At 41.7% G+C, this 19,408-nt stretch carries 19 protein-coding genes; 11 read left to right on the top strand and 8 right to left on the bottom strand.

Annotated features, from left to right (window positions below):
- Positions 1 to 3 precede the first annotated feature (3 nt).
- The 9 genes from cyoB to alr all read left to right on the top strand — a co-directional run bounded on the left by cyoB (position 4) and on the right by alr (position 8,311).
- A complete protein-coding gene (cyoB, locus tag ACE01R_RS13920) occupies positions 4 to 1,992 on the top strand; it encodes a cytochrome o ubiquinol oxidase subunit I (protein WP_395551897.1) in 1,989 nt (662 codons plus the stop codon).
- A gap of 4 nt (positions 1,993 to 1,996) precedes the next feature.
- A complete protein-coding gene (cyoC, locus tag ACE01R_RS13915) occupies positions 1,997 to 2,617 on the top strand; it encodes a cytochrome o ubiquinol oxidase subunit III (RefSeq protein WP_395551896.1) in 621 nt (206 codons plus the stop codon).
- Positions 2,618 to 2,944: a cytochrome o ubiquinol oxidase subunit IV gene (locus ACE01R_RS13910; protein ID WP_086197269.1), complete on the top strand. Its 327-nt coding sequence runs from the start codon at positions 2,618 to 2,620 to the stop codon at positions 2,942 to 2,944. It abuts the gene before it with no gap.
- 10 nt (positions 2,945 to 2,954) lie between these two features.
- Complete coding sequence (gene cyoE, locus ACE01R_RS13905) at positions 2,955 to 3,833, top strand: heme o synthase (protein ID WP_395551895.1); 879 nt, start codon at positions 2,955 to 2,957, stop codon at positions 3,831 to 3,833.
- Positions 3,834 to 4,131: 298 nt separating this feature from the next.
- Positions 4,132 to 4,518 carry a 30S ribosomal protein S6 gene (rpsF, locus tag ACE01R_RS13900; RefSeq protein ID WP_086197267.1) on the top strand — a complete coding sequence of 129 codons (387 nt, stop codon included), beginning with the start codon at positions 4,132 to 4,134 and terminating at the stop codon, positions 4,516 to 4,518.
- Positions 4,519 to 4,530: 12 nt separating this feature from the next.
- Complete coding sequence (rpsR, locus tag ACE01R_RS13895; RefSeq protein WP_004719336.1) at positions 4,531 to 4,758, top strand: 30S ribosomal protein S18; 228 nt, start codon at positions 4,531 to 4,533, stop codon at positions 4,756 to 4,758.
- A 9-nt stretch (positions 4,759 to 4,767) separates the two neighbouring features.
- Entirely contained in the window at positions 4,768 to 5,214 is a 447-nt protein-coding gene (rplI, locus tag ACE01R_RS13890; RefSeq protein ID WP_291354832.1) for a 50S ribosomal protein L9, read from the top strand.
- A gap of 259 nt (positions 5,215 to 5,473) precedes the next feature.
- Positions 5,474 to 6,919 carry a replicative DNA helicase gene (gene dnaB / locus ACE01R_RS13885; RefSeq protein WP_395551894.1) on the top strand — a complete coding sequence of 482 codons (1,446 nt, stop codon included), beginning with the start codon at positions 5,474 to 5,476 and terminating at the stop codon, positions 6,917 to 6,919.
- A 327-nt stretch (positions 6,920 to 7,246) separates the two neighbouring features.
- Positions 7,247 to 8,311, top strand: coding sequence for an alanine racemase (gene alr, locus ACE01R_RS13880; RefSeq protein ID WP_395551893.1), 1,065 nt, complete (start codon positions 7,247 to 7,249; stop codon positions 8,309 to 8,311).
- 63 nt (positions 8,312 to 8,374) lie between these two features.
- Here the strand turns inward: alr and ACE01R_RS13875 are convergent, their stop codons facing one another.
- The 4 genes from ACE01R_RS13875 to ACE01R_RS13860 are packed head-to-tail and all read right to left on the bottom strand — an operon-like array spanning position 8,375 to position 12,103.
- Positions 8,375 to 9,115 carry a peptidase gene (locus tag ACE01R_RS13875; protein ID WP_395551892.1) on the bottom strand — a complete coding sequence of 247 codons (741 nt, stop codon included), beginning with the start codon at positions 9,113 to 9,115 and terminating at the stop codon, positions 8,375 to 8,377.
- A gap of 25 nt (positions 9,116 to 9,140) precedes the next feature.
- Positions 9,141 to 9,920 (bottom strand): transglutaminase domain-containing protein, encoded by a 780-nt coding sequence (locus tag ACE01R_RS13870; RefSeq protein ID WP_395551891.1) that lies wholly within the window; start codon positions 9,918 to 9,920, stop codon positions 9,141 to 9,143.
- Positions 9,917 to 10,519: an alpha-E domain-containing protein gene (locus tag ACE01R_RS13865; RefSeq protein ID WP_395551890.1), complete on the bottom strand. Its 603-nt coding sequence runs from the start codon at positions 10,517 to 10,519 to the stop codon at positions 9,917 to 9,919. Before ACE01R_RS13865 ends, ACE01R_RS13870 begins: the two co-directional genes overlap by 4 nt.
- 24 nt (positions 10,520 to 10,543) lie before the next feature.
- Positions 10,544 to 12,103 carry a circularly permuted type 2 ATP-grasp protein gene (locus ACE01R_RS13860; RefSeq protein ID WP_395551889.1) on the bottom strand — a complete coding sequence of 520 codons (1,560 nt, stop codon included), beginning with the start codon at positions 12,101 to 12,103 and terminating at the stop codon, positions 10,544 to 10,546.
- A gap of 234 nt (positions 12,104 to 12,337) precedes the next feature.
- Here ACE01R_RS13860 and ACE01R_RS13855 point away from each other — a divergent pair, with 234 nt between their 5' ends.
- Both ACE01R_RS13855 and ACE01R_RS13850 read left to right on the top strand, forming a co-directional pair.
- Positions 12,338 to 13,339, top strand: a complete 1,002-nt coding sequence (locus ACE01R_RS13855; RefSeq protein WP_395551888.1) for a helix-turn-helix transcriptional regulator — start codon at positions 12,338 to 12,340, stop codon at positions 13,337 to 13,339.
- 532 nt (positions 13,340 to 13,871) lie between these two features.
- Positions 13,872 to 15,542: an FMN-binding glutamate synthase family protein gene (locus ACE01R_RS13850; protein WP_395551916.1), complete on the top strand. Its 1,671-nt coding sequence runs from the start codon at positions 13,872 to 13,874 to the stop codon at positions 15,540 to 15,542.
- Positions 15,543 to 15,624: 82 nt separating this feature from the next.
- On the opposite strand, the gene ACE01R_RS13845 is transcribed toward ACE01R_RS13850, so the two are convergent.
- Genes ACE01R_RS13845 through ACE01R_RS13830 form a run of 4 tightly spaced genes read right to left on the bottom strand, consistent with a single transcriptional unit; the run spans position 15,625 to position 19,388 of the window.
- A complete protein-coding gene (locus ACE01R_RS13845) occupies positions 15,625 to 16,668 on the bottom strand; it encodes an alpha/beta hydrolase (RefSeq protein ID WP_395551887.1) in 1,044 nt (347 codons plus the stop codon).
- Positions 16,668 to 17,795 (bottom strand): ElyC/SanA/YdcF family protein, encoded by a 1,128-nt coding sequence (locus ACE01R_RS13840; protein WP_395551886.1) that lies wholly within the window; start codon positions 17,793 to 17,795, stop codon positions 16,668 to 16,670. The genes ACE01R_RS13845 and ACE01R_RS13840 overlap by 1 nt, the downstream gene beginning before the upstream one ends.
- 7 nt (positions 17,796 to 17,802) lie before the next feature.
- Positions 17,803 to 18,837, bottom strand: a complete 1,035-nt coding sequence (gene murB / locus ACE01R_RS13835) for a UDP-N-acetylmuramate dehydrogenase (protein WP_395551885.1) — start codon at positions 18,835 to 18,837, stop codon at positions 17,803 to 17,805.
- 17 nt (positions 18,838 to 18,854) lie between these two features.
- Entirely contained in the window at positions 18,855 to 19,388 is a 534-nt protein-coding gene (locus ACE01R_RS13830) for a low molecular weight protein-tyrosine-phosphatase (RefSeq protein ID WP_395551884.1), read from the bottom strand.
- Positions 19,389 to 19,408 lie beyond the last annotated feature (20 nt).

Here is a 19,408-nt window from a genome sequence, read left to right as displayed (position 1 = left end):
GACATGAGCTTCTTAGGTAAGTTAGGTCCGGATGCAATTCCACACGATCCAATCGTGCTGGTGACAGTTGCCATGATGGTCCTAGGCGGTCTTGCACTGGTTGCAGGTATCACCTATTTCAAAAAATGGGGCTATTTGTGGAACGAATGGTTCACATCTGTAGACCATAAAAAAATTGGTATCATGTATATCATCGTGTCGATTGTCATGCTTTTGCGTGGTTTTGCCGATGCGATCATGATGCGTCTTCAACAGTTCCTTGCAAAAGGTGGTGGTGAAGGTTACTTGCACCCAGAACATTACGATCAGATCTTTACTGCGCATGGCGTAATCATGATCTTCTTCGTAGCGATGGGTCTTGTCGTTGGTTTAATGAACATCTCTGTACCACTTCAAATTGGTGCACGTGACGTTGCATTCCCATTATTAAACTCTTTAAGCTTCTGGCTATTCGCTGGTGCTGCCGGTCTGGTAATGGCTTCTCTTGCTTTAGGTGAATTCGCTGCAACAGGTTGGATGGCTTATCCTCCTCTTTCAGGTATCGAATATTCTCCTGGCGTAGGTGTAGATTACTACATTTGGGCACTGCAGATTTCAGGCTTGGGTACTCTCTTAACTGGTGTTAACTTCTTCGTTACCATCATTAAAATGCGTGCACCTGGCATGACCCTTATGGATATGCCTATTTTCACTTGGACATCTTTAGTAACTGTTGTACTTATCATTGCGACATTCCCAGTATTAACTGCGACAATTGCAATGTTGTCACTTGACCGTTACTTTGACTTCCACTTCTTTACAAATGACTTGGGTGGTAGCCCAATGTTGTATGTAAACTTGATTTGGACATGGGGTCATCCTGAAGTATACATTCTGGTATTACCTGCTTTTGGTATTTACTCTGAAGTTACTGCAGTGTTCTCACGCAAAGCTTTGTTCGGTTACAAATCAATGGTGTACGCAACTGTTGCAATTGGTGTGTTATCACTTGTTGTATGGGTTCACCACTTCTTCACCATGGGTGCAGGTGCCAACGTTAACGCGTTCTTCGGTATCATGACCATGATTATTGCGATCCCTACTGGTGTGAAAATCTTCTCTTGGTTATTCACCATGTACAAGGGCCGCATTACTTACACAACTCCAATGCTGTGGACACTTGGCTTCCTTGTGACTTTCGGTATCGGTGGTTTAACAGGTGTATTAATGGCAGTTCCACCAGCGGACTTCCTTGTACACAACTCTTTATTCCTAATTGCTCACTTCCATAACGTAATTATCGGTGGTGTAGTATTCGCGATGTTCGCAGGTATCATTTTCTACTGGCCAAAAATGTTTGGTTGGAAGTTAAATGAAACTTGGGGTAAAGCTGCATTCTGGTTCTGGTTCATCGGTTTCTATTTTGCATTCATGCCACTTTATATCCTTGGTTTCATGGGTATGACTCGTCGTTTGAATACATTTGACAACCCTGAATGGGATCCATATGTAAATATTGCATTGTTTGGTGCGGTTCTTATTGCACTTGGTATTGCATGTTTCGTTATGCAAATCGTGGTGGGTTTCTTGCAACGCGAGAAAAACATGGACGTTACTGGCGATATCTGGGATGGCCGTACACTTGAATGGTCAACTTCATCTCCTGCTCCGTTCTATAACTTTGCTTACATTCCAAAGATCAATGGTATTGATACTTTCTGGACTGACAAAGAAAACGGTATTGCATACGCTAAACCAACCAAGTATGAAGACATTCATATGCCAACCAACCGTGCGGCTGGTTTTGTTATTGCGATGTTCATTACTGTCATGGGCTTTGCTTTAATCTGGCACATCTGGTGGTTAGTAGCGATCACATTCGTTTCTGCGATCATTAGCTTCATCGTGTCTTCTTTCACCAAGAAAGTGGATTACTATGTTCCAGCTGCTGAAGTTGAACGCATCGAAAACGAACGTTATGCACAACTTGAAAAACACTTGAAGAAGGACTAAGACTATGGCTGAAGTACTTCATCACGATAACCACGGACACGATGAACATCATCATCATGATGATACTGACATCACGGTCTTTGGTTTCTGGTCTTACTTGATGAGTGACTTGATCCTATTCGGTACACTCTTCATTGCGTTCGCTGTATTAAGCAGTCACGTTCCAGTTGGTACTCCAAGTGCACGAGATCTTTTTGGTGAATCTCTCAGTTTCGTATTAACTGAAACATTCGCGCTCTTGATTTCATCTGTAACGTTCGGCTTTGCTGTTCTTGCTGCCTACAAGAAAGACGTATCTAAAGTTCTGACTTGGCTTGCAATTACTTGGGTATTTGGTGCTGCCTTCATCGGCATGGAATTATATGAGTTCAATCATTTAGTTCACGCAGGTCATGGTCCTAGCACAAGTGCATTCTTATCTGCATTCTTTACGCTGGTAGGTACACACGGTATTCACGTAACTTCTGGTTTGGTATGGATGATCGTGTTAATGATTCAAATCAAGAAATATGGTTTGACTCTTCCAAACACTCGTCGTCTTGCATGCTTAAGCTTGTTCTGGCACTTCCTTGACATCGTTTGGATCTGTGTATTCAGCGTAGTTTACTTGATGGGAGTTCTCTAAATGAGTCACGATCACAATTCAGCTGGTGCAGCACACGGTAACGTTAAACAATATACTGTTGGCTTTATCTTATCTATCATCCTAACTATCATTCCTTTCGGAATGGTGATGGCTGGTGGTTTTGGCCGCGGTATCCTGATTACTGTGATTGCAATTACTGCAGTTGCTCAGATTCTTGTACAGTTAATTTATTTCCTGCACATGAACTCTTCTTCAGAGCAACGCTGGAACGTTATTGCATTCGTTTATACGATTCTGACCATTGCCATCCTTCTGGTTGGTTCTGTATGGATCATGAACTACCTTCACTACAACATGATGATCTAAACTGGTTGTCATGCTGAAAAAGTATTTATTCCTGACTAAACCAGGAATTCTCTTTGGTAACTTCGTTACCACTTTGGGTGGCTACTTTGTAGCTGCCCAAGGTTCTGTAGATTTCCTTCTTCTTCTCATTACCCTTCTCGGTACCACTCTGGTTGTGGCATCAGGTTGTGTGGTCAATAACATCATTGACCAGGACATCGACCAAAAGATGCAACGTACGCAAAATCGTGCGATGGTTAAAAAATCAATTTCCGTTCCTGTTGCTTTGGTTTATTCCTTGGTACTCGGATTAACGGGGTTTAGTATTTTATGGTTCTGGGTAAATGAGTACGCTTTTTTATTCGCTTTAATTGGTTTTGTTGTATATGTTGGCTTTTACAGCTTATGGACAAAACGAACCACCATCCATCAAACTATTGTGGGTAGTATTTCTGGTGCGGCTCCGCCGGTCATTGGTTATACCGCTGTTGCAAATCAGTTTGACATGGGTGCTTTACTTATTTTTATTGGTTATGCACTTTGGCAAATGCCTCATTCTTGGGGAATTGCAGTTTACCGTTTTGAAGATTACAAAAATGCAGGGATTCCAATTTTACCTGTAGCTCGTTCAATTCATCGTACCAAGATTGAGTCACTCATCTACGTTGTATTGTTCTGTATCACCATGAATGGATTATTTATTTATGGTTATACAAATTGGATTTATGTGGTGGTACTGAATCTGTTGTGTCTGTACTGGGTATATTTGAGTATTCAAGGCTTTAAAGCTGAAAATGATCAGTTATGGGCAAAGCAATATTTTATGTTCTCTGTCAAATTAATCACGGTCATCAGCCTGTTGTTTAGTTTCACTTCGACTGCCCCGCAAAACCCAATCGTATTTTTTTAAAAGATAGAGTCCCGCTCTATCTTTTAATTAGATATCTCGCACCACCCTCTTCTTTCTTATTATTTTCTTACCCTCCTATTTATATTAACAAACTTTTAGTAAGCAAATTCTTCATTATTAGCTGAATTTGACTCAGCGCTATTTTCAGTATTTTCGCTTTTTCCTCTGCCTAATCCTTGTATTTAGCCTACAAAGGCTCTAAAATTCACGCTTCGCAATTTATGCGACACAACTTTAGTTGTGACTCCTTGCCTCTGCTTGTATTTGCAGAGGCTGTATAAACCGTAAGGAGCTGACAATGCGTCACTACGAAATCGTACTTTTGGTACATCCAGACCAAAGCGATCAAGTTGTGGGTATGGTAGAACGTTACCTAACTCACATCAAAGAAGCTGAAGGTCAAATTCACCGTTTAGAAGATTGGGGCCGTCGTCAATTGGCTTACCCAATTAACAAAATTCACAAAGCTCACTACATTTTAATGAACGTTGAATGTGGTCAAGCTACGCTTAATGAATTAGAAGAATTGTTCCGTTATAACGATGCAATCCTTCGTAATGTTATTATTCGTCGTGAACACGCTATCACTGAAGAGTCTTTACTTGCTAAGAGTGCTGAAGAAAAACGTGCGCGTAAAGCTCAACGTGAAGAAGCACAACAAGCTCAAGACTCTGCTGAAGCATAAGGAGAACATTACATGGCACGTTTTTACCGTCGTCGCAAGTTCTGCCGCTTTACAGCTGAGAACGTTACGTACATCGACTACAAAGATATCGATACTTTGAAACAGTACATCACTGAAAACGGCAAGATTGTTCCTAGCCGTATTACAGGTACTAAAGCTCGTTACCAACGTCAATTAGCGCTTGCTATCAAACAAGCTCGCTACTTAGCGTTGATCCCTTACACTGACAATCATAAGTGAGGTTGAGCTGTGGATATTATCTTATTACAACGCATTAAAAACCTTGGTAAATTAGGCGATAAAGTATCAGTTAAAGCTGGTTACGGCCGTAACTTCCTTATCCCTCAAGGTAAAGCAGTTGCAGCTACTGAAGCTAACACTGCTGCTTTTGAAGCTCGTCGTGCTGAACTTGAGAAAGCTGAAGCTGACGTTTTAGCTGCTGCTCAAGCACGTGCTGACCAATTGAACGAAGTTAACATCGTAATCACTGCTAAAGCTGGTGACGAAGGTAAACTATTCGGTTCTATCGGTACTCGTGACATCGCTGACGCTCTAACTAATGCTGGTCTAGAAGTTGACCGTGCAGAAGTTCGTTTACCAAACGGTGCGCTTCGTCACACTGGTGAATTCAACATCGCAATCCAATTGCATCATGATGTTGTTGCTGAAGTTCTCGTTACTATCGTATCTGAGTAATTTCCTGCAAGAAAAAGAGCATGCTTTTGCATGCTCTTTTTTTATCTCTGAAAATAGTCAAAATAGTTGAATCAGCTGGTATAAACCTTGTTCACTTCATTTATTTTGACTGTTTTTAAATATTTAAATAAATGAAATTTTCGATTCGCATTTTTTTTAAGAGCGCGTATCATCTGCTTATACGAAGATAATACCTTTCTTTGTTCTTCGTCACTTTTTTCAAATTACTCATTTATTGCATTCAAAATTAGGGTTTTATATGTCACAGGCGAATGCCAGCGCTATGCTTAACTCAGCTAAAGTAGATAATAAAGCAAGTGAGTCAGGCCAACTTAAAGAGTTTCGTACTCCTCCGCATAACTTGGCGATTGAGCAAGCTGTACTCGCCGCGCTGATGACGGTTGCCGAATCTTTTGAGCAAGTCGGTGATGTATTAAGTGAAAATGATTTCTATGCAACACGCCATAAATATATTTTCCGTGCCATTGAAAAATTAGCCCAGGAAAACTCGCCTTATGATGCAGTCTTGGTCAATGACTGGCTGATCAAACAGAATCTGCTTGAGGCTGTGGGTGGCGAAGAATATTTAATGCAGTTGATGGCAGATTCTCCTTCCAGTTTTTATAACTTGGAAACCTATGGCAATAAAATTAAAGAATTTTCAACCTTACGCAGCATGATTAAAGTCAGCTCTGAAATTCTACAGAATGCCTATGACACCAAAGGTCGTACGGTCAGTGAAATTCTGGATCTAGCTGAAACCAATATCTTTTCCATTGCTGAACAGCATAATAACAATGCCAAGGCCCAAGGCCCAAAACCAATTAATGCGGTAGTCGCCGATGTTTTTGACAAGTTGAATGAACTTTCCCAAATGGAAGGCAACATTACCGGTTTAACATCAGGTTTCGTGGAACTGGATAATAAAACTTCAGGTATGCAGGCTGGTGATTTGATTATTGTGGCTGCACGTCCATCTATGGGTAAAACCACTTTCGCCATGAACCTGGTGGAAAGTGTGCTGTTTAACTGTGACTTGCCTGCCCTGGTTTTCTCTATGGAGATGCCCGCAGATTCAATTGCCATGCGTCTGATTTCTGCTTACGGTAAAGTCCATCAGGGTCATCTGCGTGCCGGTAAACTGGATGGCGATGAATGGTCTAAAGTCACAGGTACCATTTTACAGCTACAGGAAAAACATCTGTACATCGATGATTCTTCTGCCCTGCCTCCTACGGAATTACGTGCCCGTGCCCGTCGTATTGCCAAACAGCATGGCGGAAAAATTGGCTGCATCATGGTCGACTATTTACAGTTGATGAAAGTACCTGGTATGGGCGATAACCGTGTTGGCGAGATTTCGGAAATTTCCCGAAGCTTAAAGGCATTGGCCAAAGAAATGCAATGTCCTGTCATTGCCTTGTCTCAGCTTAACCGCTCGCTGGAAAACCGTCCAAACAAGCGCCCGGTGATGTCCGATTTGCGTGAATCCGGTGCGATCGAGCAGGATGCCGACTTGATCATGTTCATTTACCGTGATGAAGTATATAACAAGGAATCCAAAGAAGCCGGTACTGCCGAAATTATTATCGGTAAACAGCGTAACGGGCCAATCGGTACGGTACGTCTGGCTTTTGAAGGTCAATACACCCGCTTTAGTAATTTATCACCTGAGTTCTATGCTCAGTATGATGATGAAGAATGACATAAAAAACGAGGTGATGACCTCGTTTTTTACTTTTTGCCTCTGTACCCACCTCGTTTTTAAAGTTTATTTTTCTTGTTCTATTGCTTTAATTCATCATTATTCCATATTGCATAAAATTTTTCTGTTTAATATTCGGTGAAAAATACACTTTAACTTAGTGTTTATTTTCAATCAGAGGACTACAATATTACTCTGCATTTTGCTTAAGCTCCTCATTTTCAATACTGAGGAATAGCATATCTATAATATTCTTACGTAGCTTATAAGTGATTTGATACAACAAATTGCTGTAATGTTTCATTGTAACCCCAAGGAGTAACCAGGGTGCGCCAAGCAACAGTTTATATTGATAGAGAAGCCCTTCAATATAATTTAAACCGTGTCAAACAACTTGCACCAACTGCTCAAATTATAAGTATGGTTAAAGCCAATGCTTATGGACATGGAGTCAAAGACTGTTTAGCAGCCTTAGGTGAAACGGATGCCTTTGGGGTCGCCTGCCTGGAAGAAGCTTTAGAAATTCGTGAACTTGGCTATCAACAACCAATTACCCTGATCGAAGGCATTTTTTCTGAAGATGAAATGCAGGTCGCGGTAGAGAACAATATTGAATGTGTGGTACATCATCAGCAACAATTGGACTGGTTACGTGCACACAAAGCGGCTTATATTGGCAAAAAATTAAAAGTTTGGGTCAAGCTCAATAGCGGTATGAACCGTCTTGGCTTTAAAGTACCTGAAATCATTGAAGTGATTAATTCACTTAAAGCTGAAGGTTTTAGCTGTGTACTTGCCATGCACTTTGCCAATGCCGATGGTGACCATCCACTTAATGAACAGCAAAAAGCTCAATTCCTGCAAGTGAAAGAAGCTTGTGCACCAGTGATGGGCTCTTGCTGTAATTCAGCTGCCATTTATAAATGGCCGGAACTGAATTTTGATTTTGTTCGTCCTGGAATCATGCTCTACGGTGCATCGCCATTTGCAGATAAATCAGTCCATGATTTAGACCTAAAACCAGTCATGACCTTTAGTGCTGAAATTATTGCCCTAAACCATATTCAAGCGGGTGAACATGTAGGTTATGGTTCAACTTTTACAGCTGACAAAGCAATGGACCTCGCCATTGTTTCTATTGGTTATGGAGATGGCTACCCTCGTGCCTTTCCTAAACAAAACCATGTGGCAATTCATGGTCAAGCGACTCGTGTGATTGGTCGTGTTGCCATGGACATGATTGCCATTGATGTAACCGGTATAGATGCTCCACTTGGAACTGAAGTCGAACTTTGGGGTAAAAACCGTCTGGTAGATGATGTTGCCGAAGCCAATGGCACCATTGGTTATGAACTACTCTGTCGTTTAAGTGCGCGTCCTAAAAGAAAATAATGTTTTAAATCCAATAAAAAACCCAAGCTTGTGCTTGGGTTTTTTCAATCTGATAAGCGTTTATCAATCTAAATAATCATCAGTCGGGATTGGCAATTCCTGCAAGCCACGGCGCAAGGTATCGGACCACTGTTTACTGAGCTTCCAAAAATAGGGATCTTCTTCGTAAATTCGCTTGCCGTTCGGAATATGCAAAGAATCTTTCTTATACACCACCGTGTCGAGTGGCATACCTACAGAAACATTGGAACGTAAAGTAGAATCAAAAGAAATTAAACAACAGCGCAGTGCTTCATCTAAAGGCATTTCATAAATTAAGGCCCGGTCAAGTATCGGCTTGCCATATTTACTTTCGCCAATCTGAAAATAAGGCGTATCTTCTGTTGCACAAATAAAATTGCCTTGCGGGTAAATATTATACAGTTGCATATCTGCCCCCTGAATCTGCCCACCCAGCAAAATACTACAGTAATAATTACTTTGTTCATGCGAATGTGAGTCTTCTGTGACATCAGCGATGACCTTTTTCAGGGTATGCCCCACCAGTTCTGCCATTTCAAACATGGTGTTTACACTATACAAGTTCGGTTCTTGTCTAAGTTCCAGATGATTGTTTAAATGACCAATGACTGCTTGGGTTGTGGCTAAATTTCCTGAGGTCTGGATCGTAAGAAATCGTTCACCTTCTACCCCAAAGATATAGAGCTTACGAAATACCGAGATGTGATCAACCCCGGCATTGGTACGGGTATCGCTAACAAAGACCAGGCCGTCTTCTAACCGTAGCGCGCAACAATAAGTCATGAGAACTCCTTATGACTTTTAAATTTCAGCAAGCGAGCACTTGAACGATAGAATTCATGGATTCAATACCACCGCGCTCTCGTATGCCTCGCACTGGCGCAACATCCCAGTAATCACGCCCTATGGCAACATAAATATGTGCATTAGGCGTAAATAACTGGTTGCTGGTATCAAAACAATACCACGTATTTTCAAAAAAAACCTCTGCCCAAGCGTGACTGGCAAGATGCGAGGTATGGGGTACAAATAAATAACCAGACACATAGCGTGCCGGCAAGCCTAAATATTTACACATGGCAATAAAGACATGGCTATGATCCTGACATACCCCCTGTCGGCTTTGAAAGGCATCCATTGCGGAGGTCTGAACTGAAGTACGGTCAGGCGTATAAGGAATGTAATTCAAGATAGCCTCAGACAGCACCATCAAGTTAGCCCGATTAATGCGAGGAACATAACATTCTGCAAAACTTTTCATGTCGGCATTGCACAGCGTACTTGTAGTAGGCTGCAAAAATAATTGCGGATTGATGTCTGTATCAATCCCGAATTGCGTAGCAGGATTAATTTCGACAATGCCCTGTGCCATGATGGTCATTTGTTGATAAGGCTGTCGCTGCGAACTGGTAATCCATATATTATTAAAGGCATCACTTTTTGTTTCTTTTAGCCCGGGCACACTCACATCCCAACAATGCACCTGCTGATGCGCATTGCTGGTCGGTGTCATTTTAATATACTGAATGCTGTTACAGGCCTGATCACTATATTGATAATGCGTTTGGTGATTGATCATCAACTTCATACATCTACCTCAAACAGGTGTTGAATATGGTCACTAAAGTGATAAAAATTCATGCTATCCGGGTTTAATTTAAGTTGCTGCCATACATCCTCTAGCTTATCCCAGCCAATCTGGGCCAACAGATCAACAATTTTATCAATATTGTCCAAAGTCATGCTCTGGTCCTGTTTTAGACGAATTTGTCTATCTAACTGCTCAATATTTTGTCCTAGACTAAAAAACAGAAATACATCTTCAGATTCCGCCTCTATCACATCGTGGCAATCTGCCGCTACGTCACAAATATAGGTCGCATTTGCATTGGCATTTTTAATCAGCTGATTCAGCTCCGCATAGGATTTTGCCGAAAGTACCCCACGCAAGTCCTGTATGTTATCTTTAGCATATTGAAATTGTTGACTAAATGATGAGGGCTGTTCAGCATCCAGCAATAATGAGTTTAGTGAACTTGCATCAAAAGCGGGCAAGCAAAAAGCATGAGCGTATTGCAGTGCATCCTGATTTTCCACAAATGGAAACTGGCCACAGGTGTATTGAATTCGTGTTAAATACCGACCTAACCAAAAAATATGCTGAGCATTACTATTTAATAAAATCATAATTTCCTTCCCATGGTTAGATGTTTATGAATGCAGGTTATCGACAACCCATGTGTCTTTAACGCCACCACCTTGTGAAGAATTCACTACCAGCGACCCTGCCTGCATGGCCACCCGTGTCAAACCACCCGGTACAATCTCTGTGCGGTATGGTGAGCTAAGGACAAATGGTCGCAAATCGATATGACGCTCTGCCACGCCAAAATCTGTCAAGGTTGGGCAAACCGATAAATCTAGCGTCGGCTGCGCAATATACAAATGTGGTGCCGCAATAATTTTGTCTCTAAAAGATTCAAGCTGGCTGTTCGAGGCATGCGGACCAATCAACATGCCATAACCGCCTGAACCCTGCGCTTCTTTCACCACCAGTTGTTCCAAATTGGCTAAGACATATTCCAGATCTTCACTTTCCCGGCATAAATAAGTCGGCACATTTTTTAAGATGGCCTGCTCACCCAGATAAAAATGAATCATTTTATCGACATAGGGATAAATCGATTTATCATCGGCCACGCCGGTACCCGGTGCATTGGCAATCACAACATTGTGATTTAAATAGGCCGACATTAAACCTGCCACTCCTAAAGTACTCTGCGGGTTAAAGCACAAAGGATCGAGATATGCGTCATCAACTCGTCGATAAATTACATCAACCTTCTGCCTGCCACGGATGGTTTTGACATAAACCTTATCGTTCTCTACAAAAAGATCACGTGATGTCACTAAAGGCACATCCATTTCCCTTGCCAGGAAAGAATGTTCATAATATGCGCTGTTATAGCGTCCTGGAGTAAGGACAACGATAAAAGGATTGTCTACATAGGCATTTTCAGCAAGAATTTCTTTGAGTAACTGAGGATATTGCTCAATACCCAAAACGTTATTTTGCTGGAATAGCTGTGGCATTAATTTTTGGCTAATTTTTCGGCTTTCCAGCATATAAGACACACCGGACGGTGTTCTTAAATTGTCCTCTAGCACATAAAATTCGCCATGACGGTCACGTATAATATCGATCCCACTAATTTGGCTGTAAATTTTTCCTTTTAGGTCATGTGCATACATATGCGGCTGATAAGCTTCATGCGCCAACACCTGCAACTCGGGCACAATATTGGCTTTTAAAATGTCCTGTTGATGATAGATATCGTGTAAAAATAAATTCAGTGCGCGCACCCTTTGCGCACAGCCCAGGGCCACCTTGTTCCATTGTTTTTTTTCAATCACACGCGGAATCAGATCATAGGGAATGGTTCTTTCTATTCCTTCCGATTCGCCATAGACGGTAAAAGTAATACCGTCATATAAAAAATGCTCTTTGGCTGCCTGATTAAGCTGCTTCAGTTCTTCCAGCGTATGCTGTGACAACCAGTGTTCTATCTTTTGGCAGGTTTCACCTGACATGGTTCGATCATCAACCAGTTCATTAAAAAAATGTGACTTAAACTGTTGAAATAATGCATTTACCTTATTTTGTGGCTTTACTTGATTTACCGTAGTCACGCTGCTATTAGTCCCTATATCACTTTGAGCAAAATTTTCTAATGAAGAAATCGAATTTGTATCTTGATTCTCTTTAAGCATACAAACCTCGTAATTTTTATCGATTGTGAGTAGACTCTAGCAACAAGCATGCCAATCATTCTTTAAGTTATTGATCTATTATCGTTTTAGACGTTCAAAGGTATTTTTTGCATTAATCTTGATCAAAATATGCAGCGTTTCAGGCGCCCATGCTTGCGAAAATAATTCAGTTTTTTTATTGTGTTCATCTTTTAATGGATATATAAACACTCTACCCGATCTTTAATTTTAGTTATGTCTTCACAAGAAAAAGAAACATCGAATAGCCTGTATCGTCAGTGGCAAATTTTATCTCGTCTTTCTACCGGAAAATGGATGGGTACCCGTGAATTGCAGGAAATTTTGCAACGTGAAGGGATTGATATCAGCCTGCGTACCATTCAGCGTGATTTAAATCAGATCTCGTTACGTTTTCCTATTGAAAGCAGTAAAACCGTGCCACAAGGCTGGCGCTGGCGTTCAGATGCGCCTATTCAAAGTTTGCCGCATATGACCAGCTCGCAAGCAGTCACCTTTATGATGGTTGAAGAACATTTAAAACACCTGTTGCCGCCTAGCCTGATTGAAGAGATGAATCCCTGGTTTGATCTGGCGCGTCGCAGCTTGTCGACCCAAAACAATGTACGCCAATGGATTAACCGCGTGCGTATTGTCCCGGCGACTCAACCGCTGATTCCCCCTGTAGTCGATAAACTGGCGCAACAGTCCATTTATGAAGGCTTGCTACAAGACAAACAGCTTGAATGTGTTTATCAGGGTCGTAGTCATTCTGGAGAAGAAAAAACCTATATTTTGAATCCCTTAGCGTTGGTACAAAAAGGTGCAATTATTTATTTGATTTGTACCCGTCATGATAAAACCGATATTCAGACCTTTGCCCTGCATCGTTTTAAATCGGCTGTGGTGCTAAATTCGCGCGCGATGCACCCAGTTAACTTTGATATTGATGCCTATATTGAATCCGGTGCTTTAGGCTTTAGGGTCGACTACAATAAACCGACCCAAAATGTGGCATTAAAACTGATCATGACAGAAGAAGATGCACATTATTTTGATGAAAGCCAACTCAGTACAGACCAGGTAATTGAAAAGCTGGAAAATGGTTTGGCCCAAGTCACCGCAACCGTGCCTTTCACTTCACAACTGGCATGGTGGTTAAGAAGTTTTGGTAACAAGATTCAGCACATCGAGCCAATTGAAGTTTCCAATGCGGTTCGTCAAATTCCTGATGAATAGGTTAATGAAATAGACCATAAAAAAAGTCCCAATCTTTGGGACTATAGAATATTTCTGCTTGGATCTGTTTTGAATATTGTGTTGTGGGCTTCTAGAACATCAAGCTTTATTTTCTCACCCCGATACAAAGCTTGATGGCGACTGATTTTACACATAGAGAAAAACATATCGTGCTTTAGCACGCCAGTTCTCCGCTATTATATCGAATGGATTTCATGGTCATATAAATTCCCTCTGTAGCTTAGGTAAAATCAATGTAATCCAAAATCTCCGCTTTGTGAAAGCATAAGATCAGAAGTTTTAAGCTGATTATTTATTAAGCATTTATTCTGAATTTCTATTTCCATGTGTTTATATACCGCTCACCTCTAATGTTCAGTGCAACTTTCATTAAATTAGAGAATGCCCGTACTTCACCTGAATACCTGAAATTTACGCTTATTGCCCTAAGCGGTTTTACAAATCAGAACTTGTACAGTGTATATAAAATAGGCAGATTCAAATTGTGAATCATTTGATGGAAAATATGGAAATGCCTGTTCCCGCTCAATTCGTCAGACATCGACTACTAAACACTTTTTTCTCACGATACTCGGTCTGGTTTAGCTGTATTTTTATTACCTTAACGATTAGCTGGTTTCGAATTATCTATGAGCCTCAATCTATTCATTATTTTCTTTCCGATCCCTTTCTGAATTCTTTATGGCTGATCTCAGGAATCCTGACCCTTGTTGGCGTATATGATATCTTGCAAAATCGGCATTCCATTTTGAAAAATTATCCCATCATGGGACATTTCCGCTTTATTTTTGAAGATTTTCGTCCGGAAATCCGGCAATATTTTATTGAAGCCGATCAGGATGCCCTGCCATTTTCACGGATGCAACGCAATCTGGTCTACCAAAGAGCAAAAAATAAAAATGCAGATAAACCTTTCGGCTCCCTGATTAATGTGTATCAGCAAGATTACCGTTTTATCACCCATTCCATTACACCTTGCAAACCTGCCGATCCTGAAAGTTTCCGTATTCAAATCGGTAATCATCAATGTCAGGAGCCGTATAGTGCTTCCATTATGAATATTTCTGCGCTGAGTTTTGGCAGCCTCAGTGCCAATGCCATTCGAGCGTTGAATCTGGGGGCTAAAATGGGCAATTTTTACCATGATACGGGAGAAGGCAGTATCAGTCCTTATCATCTGGAGAATGGCGGGGATATCGTCTGGGAACTGGGCAGTGCCTACTTCGGCTGCCGCACTCTGGAGGGTCAGTTTGATCCGGAAAAATTTGCCCGGCAAGCCCGGTTAGCTCAAATCAAAATGATTGAAATCAAGCTTTCTCAAGGGGCAAAACCCGGTCATGGCGGAATTTTACCTAAAAGTAAAATCTCAGAAGAAATTGCCCAGATCCGTGGAGTTAGCCGGGAGCATGATTGTGTCTCTCCAGCGCAGCATTCTGCATTTAGCACCCCAATAGAAATGATGCATTTTATCCAGCAACTACGTGATTTATCGGGTGGAAAACCGGTGGGATTTAAACTCTGTATTGGCCAGCCCTGGCAATTCATGAGTATTGTCAAAGCCATGCTGAAAACTCAGATTATCCCGGACTTTATAGTCGTGGATGGTTCTGAAGGCGGTTCCGGAGCAGCGCCGATTGAACTGATTGACCATGTGGGCACACCTTTACGTGAAGGTCTACTGTTTGTCCATAATACCCTGGTGGGAGCAGGCTTGCGTCAGCACATCAAAGTCGGTGCCAGCGGTAAAATTATTAGCGCGTTTGATATTGCCAGCACCATGGCCATAGGTGCGGACTGGGTCAATTCAGCACGTGGTTTTATGTTTGCCGTTGGCTGTATTCAGGCACAAAGTTGTCATACTAACCAATGTCCTGTCGGTGTAGCTACTCAGGATCAGGAACGGCAACAGGCCCTGCATGTTCCCAGCAAGGCCGTTCGTGTTTTGAATTTTCAAAAAAATACCCTGCGTGCCTTATCCGAAATGATTGCAGCCGCGGGTTTAAAACATCCAGCGGATATCAAGGCCCATCATTTAGCCCAGCGCATTAATGACCGGGAAATCAAGAATTATGCCCAGTTACACTTCTGGTTAAAAGAAGGTGAGTTACTCAACTGCAAACCTGGAAATCATGAAAACTTTTATTATCGGATCTGGAATTTAGCCCATGCAGAACGATTTTAATCGGGACACAAATTCAATGAAACTTATTTAAAAAAATAAAGAGGCCCATCTGGCCTCTTTTAGATATTGATGCAATCGAAAATCAATAATAACCAGACGAGCTTTGGGCATGTAAAAAAGCAGGAATCAAACCGGTTAAGGCTGCACGGATATCAGCACGTTCATTGATCAACTGGTGTGAACCCTCTTCCAGCATCAATAAAGTCTGCAAGCGGAATTTGCGACGAATGAACTCAATATTATAGCGCCAGTCCACAGTCTGGTCCTGTGCGCCCTGGGCCAACCAGACTGGAATACGGCAAGCCGGCCGTTCTTCCATTTCCTGCATCCATTTCGACATAGCCAGAATCCAGTCCATACCCATCATACGTGGCTGTAAAGGATCTTTTAAACGGACAAAACGCAGAAACTCAGGATTATGATTATTACGCCTAAAATGCCGTGGTACCTGACGCTTAATCCGTCGGATAATGCCCAGACCGACCGAATTATGCCACCATGCCGACTTGGCAGGTCGAAGCAGCGGTGAAAGCAATAATACACGGTCTACATAAGGATTTTCACGACGCTGGGCAAATTCCAGCAAATGATGCATCCAAATGGCACCACCGGTGCTCTGCCCAATTCCTAACCAGGGTTTGGGTAATTGTTCGGCATTTTTAATGTAATGATAAACCGCATGGAGTACCTGCTGATAATGATCAAAATTCTTGATATTTGCTGGTGAACCGTCACTTAAGCCATGACCGGGCAAATCATAGGTAATGACACTAAAACCCTGTTCCAGCAATTCACGAATGATCGGCTGATAAATCCCGCTATGTTCCAGATAGCCGTGCAGTAAAAATACCGTGCCACGTATTTTCGGCATGGCAATTTTTTCCAGATTCGGTTGAAATACCTGTACATGCAATTTAAACAAAGGCATTTGCACATAGCCTTGCCAATGCTCACAATCCAGTAAATGCAAACCATATAACTTACGATAGGCCTGAATTTCAACTGAAGGTTGATACGGTTTATTCAGATTCAATGCTTCAAGTAATTGAGGTGTGGTTTCACGACTTGGAACAGGTAAATCCAGCTGTTTTAAAATAGCAGGATTTAAAAATGGAATATCAGGCATTAAGGTACCTCTCGGCAATCACTGGAACCAAACCAGATATCACGAATAGTGGCTAACATTTCATAATTGGCACGGCGACTATGATCATAATTCTGTTCACTTGGACGCCAGTGGGTCAATTGAGTAGGCATAGGTGCCTCAACAGGAATCGTTTCAATACCGTTCAAGGCAAATAAACGACGGGTACGCGGCATATGATAACGGTCGGTAATCAAAATCACCCGTGGTGCTCCACCTTTTTTCTGCAATAGCAATGAGCTAAAACGCGAATTTTCACAGGTATTCATGCTGCGATCTTCCAGCAGTTTCGCATCGACATTATATGCTTTTAACCAGCGCTGCATATACGGTGCTTCAACACCACTCAACACAATCGGTAAACGGTACTGTTGTTCTATGGCTAAGGTTTTTTCCAAGCGCAGACGGGTATATTTGTTTACCACAATATCCTTGCCATTTTTATCCAGTGTCAGCCCACCACCCAATACCACAATCGCATAAGGTTTAGAACTCTGTGGCTGTGCTTGTTCATTTTGCTCGTGAATCAGGGCAATATCCTGATAAATGCTTTCGTCTACCGGTTCTTCAGCGACCTTTTCCGGTTCTATTTCATGCGTCCTCAGAAAATCCAGATATTTTTCCATTAAGGCTTTATTTTCAGTACTGTTCAAATCCAACAAGTCTTTAACGGTTTGAGTTGGATCTTCTGCTTCAGAGGCAGCTTCGACCGGATTTGCCAGCAGCGGAATTTGCGGTTTGTCCTGTTGTTCTTTTTCCTGGAGTTGTGCATCTTCAATCGTTTGTTGCAAGGCTTTATAACGCGCTTGAATCAATACCAGATCCTGTGAATTATGGCTTTGTATCGCCTCTTCCATCAATTTCAGATAGGCCTGACGGGCGATCCAGACTTTAGAACCTGGTTCCAGATCTTCATGTTCACTTAAAGCTGCCATTTGCTGGCTTTTTGCCGCGACCTGATTCACTTCTACCGGCACAAAACTGTTTAGTGCGCTCACCACCCAACCAGAATAAAAGGGTGAATAAAGCAAAACCATGAAACAGCCGAACAATACAAATAGCACTGAAGCGATTTGTACCAGTCGAACCATCCAATGCGATTTCGCCATCTTTCTCTTATTCCATATGTGAACGAATTAAACCGGTTTCATCAAACAAGACCGGTTCCGGTTCTAACAAAATATCAAATTTTTGCTGCACATCGTGTTGTACAGCATGGTACGTGGTCTGAACATCCGCCAGATTGGCCTGATCATAATTAACCAGCACCAAAGCTTGCTTATGGAACATACCCACCACACCCAGTCTTTTACCCTTCCAACCCGATTGATCAATCAACCAACCCGCTGCAATTTTAACGCCACCTTTGGCTTGAGGATAATGGGGCAAATTCGGAAATGTCTGTACTAAATGGTCAAAAAGCTGTTCTGAAATAATCGGATTTTTGAAGAAACTTCCCACATTAGGATATTCTTTTGGATCTGGCAATTTGCTTTGACGAATCTGAATAACTTGTTTTTGCAGGTTTTCAGCAGTCTGTTCCTCACCCACAGCTTGTTTAAGATCCCCATAATTCAACATTAAATGGGCTTGCTTAAGCAACTTAAAAGTCACATGAGTAATCACAAAACGATTCGGATCATCTTTAAAAATACTATGTCGATATGAAAAATCACAATCTGCAGCAAAAATAGTGCTATATCGCTCCAGTTGGCGGTCATAAACTTGAACCGACTCGATGAACTCTCCCGCTTCCACTCCATAGGCACCAATATTCTGTACCGGAGATGCACCGACCAGCCCCGGAATGAGCGCCAGATTTTGCAGGCCATACAGATGTTGTTCTGTAGTCCATAACACAAAGTCATGCCAGACTTGTCCCGCACCCACACGAATGGTTTTGCTGTGCTCATCTTCGGCAATATCTTCAATGCCCTGAATATCTATATGAACCACCAGCGCATTGATTTTTTCAGGCAAAAGCATGTTGCTGCCACCCGATAGAATCAAAACATTTAACTGCTGTTGCTTGGCATAATTTAAAGCATCGACCAGTTCAGCTGTAGATTGAACTTTGCAATAATGCGATGCGGTTGCATCAAGACTTAAGGTATTAAAAGGCTTAAGTTGAATTTGAGTTTGAATATTCATGTGCTTAAACCTTTATTTCACATCGATCTGTTGTTTGAACTGTTGTTTAAAAACTGCTGTTTAAAAATGCCGACCCAGGCCAGACTGCTAGACTCGCACTGATCAAGTACACGTTCAAAGCCATCTGCCCCGCCATAATAAGGATCTGGCAAAGCCTGTTTGGGATAATTCTGATCGTATTCACTCATCAATGCAATTTTTGCCCGAATTTGACTGGCAGCATAGGCAGTTTGAGCCTGTTTTAAAAGCACTTGAATATTAAATAAATTTTCATGATCCATCGCCAGAATCAGGTCAAATTCAAGAAAATCTTGTGCTTTTAATTGGCGTGCCCGTAACGATGATAAATCATAACCCCGTTTTAGAGCATGTTTCTGGCTACGCTCATCCGGCGCTTTTCCAGGATGATAATTACTGGTTCCAGCGGAGTCGATCAGCATATTCAACTGTTGTTTATCACAAAAATGTCTAAGAACAACTTCTGCCGTGGGAGAACGACAAATATTTCCTAAACATACACATAACACCTTATAGGGCGTTTTGGATGACATAACAACCTCAATTACTGCTT

The organism is Acinetobacter sp. BSP-28 (assembly GCF_044130285.1).
GTDB lineage: Bacteria > Pseudomonadota > Gammaproteobacteria > Pseudomonadales > Moraxellaceae > Acinetobacter.
Note: the sequence above shows the minus strand (reverse complement) of the source record. Positions and strands in the feature narration are given on the sequence as shown.